The 6101-nt window shown below is 68.8% G+C and carries 5 protein-coding genes; 1 reads left to right on the top strand and 4 read right to left on the bottom strand.

Going from position 1 to position 6101, the window contains the following annotated elements; all coding sequences use genetic code 11:
* The first annotated feature begins 3 nt into the window (after nt 1-3).
* On the top strand, nt 4-1209 hold the full coding sequence (locus ACFXN1_RS12740; protein ID WP_379437552.1) for an Ig-like domain-containing protein: 1206 nt from the start codon (nt 4-6) through the stop codon (nt 1207-1209).
* Nucleotides 1210-1215: 6 nt separating this feature from the next.
* On the opposite strand, the gene ACFXN1_RS12745 is transcribed toward ACFXN1_RS12740, so the two are convergent.
* The 4 genes from ACFXN1_RS12745 to ACFXN1_RS12760 all read right to left on the bottom strand — a co-directional run.
* Nucleotides 1216-2379 (bottom strand): alpha/beta fold hydrolase, encoded by a 1164-nt coding sequence (locus ACFXN1_RS12745; protein WP_379437553.1) that lies wholly within the window; start codon nt 2377-2379, stop codon nt 1216-1218.
* 405 nt (nt 2380-2784) lie between these two features.
* The gene (locus ACFXN1_RS12750; RefSeq protein WP_379437555.1) at nt 2785-3420 is read right to left on the bottom strand and encodes a TetR/AcrR family transcriptional regulator; all 636 of its coding nucleotides are present in this window, start codon (nt 3418-3420) and stop codon (nt 2785-2787) included.
* A gap of 114 nt (nt 3421-3534) precedes the next feature.
* The gene (locus ACFXN1_RS12755) at nt 3535-4905 is read right to left on the bottom strand and encodes a cutinase family protein (RefSeq protein ID WP_379437556.1); all 1371 of its coding nucleotides are present in this window, start codon (nt 4903-4905) and stop codon (nt 3535-3537) included.
* 302 nt (nt 4906-5207) lie between these two features.
* A partial coding sequence (locus tag ACFXN1_RS12760; RefSeq protein ID WP_379463570.1) for a helix-turn-helix domain-containing protein occupies nt 5208-6101 on the bottom strand: 894 nt, incomplete at its 5' end.

Below are 6101 nucleotides of genomic sequence, written 5' to 3' on the forward strand. Positions count from 1 at the left end.
GCGTTGGGGTTGCGACGTCGTCAGGTATTGACCGGGATCGTGGGGCTGGGCGGCCTGTTCGTCGCCGGCAGCGTGCCGTACCGGGGCAACGGGCTGCTCCCGCGCGCCTCGCGGCCAGCGGCCATCGTGTTTCCGCCCGTGGCCGCCGGGCGTGAGTTGAGTCCGCGCCAACTCGGCCGGGTCGGTGTGCTCAACGGGACCTTGACCTCGGTCTCCTGGATCGACGAAACCGGTCGGCCGCTACCGGGCACGCTCTCCGTGGATCGCCTGGCCTGGATCAGTTCCGAACCACTCGGCTACGGCCACACCTATACGGCGTCGGTGGTGGCCAACGGCGAGACCGGAGACGTCGACACCACCGCCGTCTTCACCACTGTCCGGCCCGACACGCTGACCAGCGTCTCCTTCCGCTCGAACAATCTCCTCGACATCCAGGACGGCGAAACCTACGGCATCGGCCTGGTGCTGGTCGCGCACTTCGACGAGGCCGTCGACCGCGCCGCCGCGGAACGCACCTTCCGGGTCACCACCGAGCCCCACGTGCCGGGCGCGTGGTACTGGCTCGACGACCGCAATGCGCACTGGCGTCCGGAGAACTATCACACTCCCGGCACCCGGATCACGGTCGCGGCGAACCTGTTCGGCACCCGCCTCGGCGACGGCGTGTACGGCCGGGACGACCAGCGGGCCTCCGTGGTGATCGGCCCCTCCCACATCGCCATCGCCGACGACAACACCAAGCACATCGAGGTCTTCGAGAACGGCAACCTGGTTCGCACCATGCCCACGTCCATGGGCCGGGGCGGTACCGCGGTGGTGGGCGGGCGGGTGTTGTCGTTCTGGACCCATCCCGGGGTCTACACCGTGCTCGACAAGAACAGCGTCGTCAGCATGGACTCCTCCAGCTACGGACTGCCCGTCAACTCCGGCCTCGGCTACCGCGAAAACATCAGAAATGCCGTCCGCATCAGCCACGACGGCATCTACCTGCACGAACTCGCCGCGACGGTCTGGGCGCAGGGCAATACCAACGTCTCGCACGGCTGCCTCAACCTCAGTCCCGCGGACGCCGCCTGGTTCTTCGACTTCGCCAACCCCGGCGATGTGGTCGAGGTCCGCAATACCGGCGGCGATCCGCTCGACATCGGGCAGGGCGGTGACTGGACCATCCTCTGGCCGGACTGGCAGCGGGGCAGCGCCCTGGCCTGAGGGCCGTCAGCGGTCTGCGGGCAGGAAGTCGTCGAGCGCCGCGGCGACCAGCGCGGGCTGCTCCAGGGTCTGCATGTGCGGGGCGCCGGGCAGTTCGCGGTACTCGGCCACGGGGATGCGTTCGGCGACCCCCTTCATCATCGCGGGCGTGGTCGAGGCGTCACGCTCGCCGGCGAGGACGAGCACCGGAGAAGTGAAGTCCGACAACCGGTTCTGTACATCGAGACCGCTGAAGGCGCGCCAGGCGGCGGCCCAGTCGACCGGGTTGCCACGCAGAATCTGCTCGCGCGCGTAGCGGACCGGCCACGGGTTCTCGGCCACGAATTCGGGCGTGAACCAGCGGGTGAGCGAGGGCGCGACCTGGGCGGGCATGCCGTCCGCCGCACCGGATCGGGCGCGGTTCTCGAACGCGTCGAAGGGAAAGTCGGTGGTGGCCGCCAGGGTCAGCGAGGCGAAGCGCTCCGGCGCGGCCACCGCGGCGGTCTGCGCGATGCCGCCGCCGTAGGACAGGCCCACCACGTGTGCCGTCTCCAGACCGAGCGCGTCCATGACCCCGAGCAGATCCGCACCGGCCTGGGTCATGGTGTGCGGGCTGGGCGCGCCCGCGGCCCAGCCGTGCCCGCGGATGTCGTAGGCGAATACCGTTCGGCCGCTGGATAGTTGGCGCATGACCTCGTCCCACATCCGCCAGTCCAGTCCGAGGGCGTGGACCAGCAGCACCGCGGGGCCGTCCGCGCCGCGCTGCGCCACCACCGTCTCGTGATCGGCGAGCGTGACCCGGCGCAGCTCGGCGGGACGGTCCAGGCCCGCCTCGGCCAGCACCTCGTCGATGATGGCCAGACCGTTGAGGGCGCGCGGGAATCCCGCGTACACCGAGGCGTGCTCGGCGAGGGCGATCAGTTCCGCGGCCTCGAGTCCATTGCGCAGGGCGGCCCGCACGTGGGTGGCCAGTTGCCGCTCGGTGTCGCCCAGGGCGATCAGCATCGAGACGGTGGCCAGTTCGCGCCGGGCGCGGCTGAGTTCCGGGCGGGCCAGGGCGCCGCCGAACGCGCCCTCGATCATCGCGTCGAACAGATACGGTGAGCGGCGGCGCAGTTCGGCCTGTGCCACATCGGCGTCCGCGCCGATCAGCGCCGCGAACTCCCGGCGCCCCTTGTCGAAACGCTCCATGGGTGATGTCTCCTCGTGGTGTTGCGTTGCAGCCGGGCGAGCGGCAGCGGGGTCAGCGGGCGCCGGGCCATGAGTCCCGCGATCCTCTCCCGCATCGCCCCGCTGGGCATCGAGCCTCCATTCCGCGTCCGCTCCAAGGTATGTGCGGACCCACCCCTCGTTGGGCCCGGACCGGGCAAATCTATCGGTGTTCCGACGGCGGGACGGGGATGGAACGCGCCTGCTAGGGGACATTTCGTGCCAATGTGCATGATTCGATCCGCATGACTCGACCACGAATGGCGTCCAGATCACATTCACGGTAAGTCGGCGGGTTCGGTCACGCTGCGGGCCAATCGTTCTCGGTCTCGGCGACCTTGTCGATGTCGTCGGTCAGGGTCTGCAGCGCGCCGAGCGGCGACGGCGTCAGCGGACTGCCGGCGTCGCGGTCGGGGTTGCGACACCGCGCAGGATGACGTCGAGTACGTCGCGCAGTTCGCCGGCTATCCGCTCCTGGTCGGTCGTGTGGCGTGCCCAGCGGTACACGACCCCGAGGTAGGCGTCGCGGAGGAGGTTCCCCAGCAGGACCGGATCCACGCGTGAGTCGATGTCGCCGCGCCGGACGCCCATGTCGATGATTCGCGCGAAAACCTCGGCGGTGTACGGCTCTTCGGTGAGGGGCCGGCCCGTCTTCACCCACGCCGTCAGCATGATCTCGGTGACTCCGCGCTGCGCCTCGCTGAGCTGGGCGAGACCGGCCATGCACCGGTGCAGCAGCGCGCCGGTGTCGCTCGCCCCGGTCCCGAGTGGCTGCTCGATCCGGTCCATCAGTGTGCGGCGCCGGTCCTCGGCCCACTCGGTGATGAGGTCTTCCTTGCGCGGGAAGTGATTGAAGAAGGTGCCGCGCGACACGTCCGCGCGTTCCGATATCTCGTCGATTGTCGTTGCGTCGTAGCCCTTTTCGGCGAACAACTCCAGCGCGGACGTGTAGATCCGGGCACGGACCCGCTGCCGGTTGCGCTCCCTGCGGCCGATCACGGGTATATCGGTGGTAGTCACCATGTTTCGCTCCCCCTCAGGTCCGGCTCCCCACCGGTCCATGAATCACAGATCCTAACCCGCCCCAACGCGGGCAGCCCCGGAACCAGGGGTTCCGGGGCGGGGAGCGGCGTCCTGTCAAGCAGCCAGGGAGCCCAGGAAGCCCAGGAGTATCTGTGCGTCGTCGCCGTAGTCGACGTGCGCCTTCGAGGCGTAGAAGGTGGCCATGTCGACACCCTGGCGGCTCAGTTCCAGCAGATCGTTGATGCTGTCGATACCGCCGATGCTGAGCAGGGTTTGCGCGGCGACGCGGAGATCACCCCGTACGGCGTTGGTGAGGGGGCCGAGAACGGAGCCGGCCAGATCGAGTCCGGCCGGGGCGAGGGTCGCCACTTCGGCAGCGGCGCCGGACGCGTCGTTGCGGGTGAGGGATTCGACTGCGCGCCAGAGGGTTTCCTGCATGTGGCCGACATTCCCCGCGATCCGCAGGATATCGATCTGGGTCAGGGCATCGGCGATCACGCTGGCAACGGCGGTCCAGCCCGACGGGTCGATGGCCGCGGCCGCCCGGATGACCGAGCCGATGAGAGGCAGGTCCACGCCCGCGGCCGCCTGGACCATCGGAGCCAGGGCCATATTGAGGTTGCTCGCGATCTCGTGCGCGCCACTGATATCGCCCGCTTGGATCAGATCGGGGAGGTTGGTGAGGCTGTGGAGAATGGCGGGCAGGTTCGCCGCGGTCGCCGTCCAGCCGGCGCCGACCTTCACGGCCTGCGCGAGGAGTGTGCCGGGATCCGTGCCCGCGGGAATCAGCGATGCGATCATCGCGGAGTCACCGCTGAGCACCCGGCCGAGCGCAAACAGGAACGGGGACGTGGCGGCATTGAGCGAGCAGTACAGGTCACCTTCGACGCACAGGGTGCGCACCCGATCGGTCAGCGCACCGAAGTCCTGACTCCGCGTCCCGGCGATGCCGTGACCGGGTTGCGGGTCGCCCAGCGAGAGTGTGGTTCTCGGATCACGATGCGGATCGGCCAGCAGCCCCACTCCGACCACCCGATCGGCGCTGATCGGCCCCTCGCCATTGCCGATCTCGGTCGCGAAATCGCCGATCCCGTCCGCACCCTGGCTGTACCCGGCAAGGAAGACTCGCGTCGAACCGCACAGGCTGCTCGCCATCTGGTGCAGCCGGGATTCGAGGGTGCTCAGGGATTGCGCATAGCTCAGCCCCTGATCGAAAGCGCTCGCCGCATACGGGGCGTAGAGCACGGTGATGTCACTGCCGTACTGCCGTTGCAGCCCATCGCCGATCGGCCTGAGCATGCCGACCGGCACCATCGGATCCGCATCGAAACGCGTCTCCCAGGTCCCCGGCGCGAGAATCGCCGTATACGGGGTGCAGGGCGGTGCGCCGTGCGTCTCCGCCCGCGCATCGCCGACCACCGTGGTCCCGACCGTGACGCCCGCGGCAACCAAGATCGCCGCGCACGCTGTCGCCAGCCTGCTCATTGTCCAATTCCTCTGGTGCCGAAGGGGTTTCGGGCGGGTGCGGCGGCAGGTCCTCGTTTCCGCTGCGCAGCATAGACAATTCTCGCCACTCGCGGTCGGTTTCGCAGGCTTTTCAGACACATAGTCGTTTCAGACCATGTCAGGGGCCTGCGGGCCACCACGCCGAGCAGGCGGACAGCTAAGAGGCCCCGGAGCGAATCTCTCCGGGGCCCTTCATTTGTACCGTGGACGATTGATATTCCGCTGACCTGCGCGGACCGACGCTCATCATCCATAGACCGGGCAGGACCGCGGCGGCACCGTCAGTCCATACCCAATTCCCTTGCCGTGATGAGTAATTCGCTCACCATCCGCTCTCGCTCGGCCCTTCCGATTCCAGTGCGCATGGGGCCCAGTTGAAGTTCGTACGCGGGGCGGCCGACGGCGGCGACCGGGGCCGCGATGAAGCTGATGGACAGCGGTTCTTCGGCGGCCATCCGGTCCGGGTCGTACGGTGCGGCCGCCAGTGCCGTCATCATGTCGAAGACCTTACGACGCAGGGCGACTCGTCCAGGGTGCGCGGCCAGCACCTCGCTCATCTCCGCGAGCAGAACGAACAACCGCGGATCGGTGCGGCCGAGCGCGAACACCGCGACGCCGGTATCGAATATGTTCTCGAGGGCGGCCGAAAGGTCTTCTCGCAGTTCGGGTGCGGCGGTGTCGAGCCAGGCCCGACGCAAGTTGGGTGGGCGGTGCGCGACGACGGTCGCACCCAATGGTGCCGCGAGCGGCAGTCGAGTACCGACGCCGACGTGGGTCGGTATGCCCGCGTCGCCACGCGCGATACCAACGATGGTCGCCTCGCTGGTTCCGATATGAACAAGGGCGACACCGCACCCGGTACGGTCGGCCAGCGCGCGCAGGGCGCGGTCGTGACCGCGCAGCAGGGGTACGGCATCCCGCACGGCCTCGGCGACGCCGACCAGGCCGACGCCGAGCTCATAGCGCCGATCCGGTCGCCGCGCCACCCACCCGGCATTCTCGAGCGCACCGAGGATCAGGCCCACGGTCGATCTATTGAGATCGAGGCGGCCGGCGATCTCGGAAGCCGACAGCGGCTCACCACGGCCCGCGAGCAGTTCCACGACGGCCACGACCCGCTCGGTCGGCGGCGAGCCCGACTGCCCCGCGCTCTCGGCGCTCTTGCTTTCCGTCAC

It is taken from the genome of Nocardia sp. NPDC059154, from assembly GCF_042755705.1.
Classification (GTDB): Bacteria; Actinomycetota; Actinomycetes; order Mycobacteriales; family Mycobacteriaceae; genus Nocardia.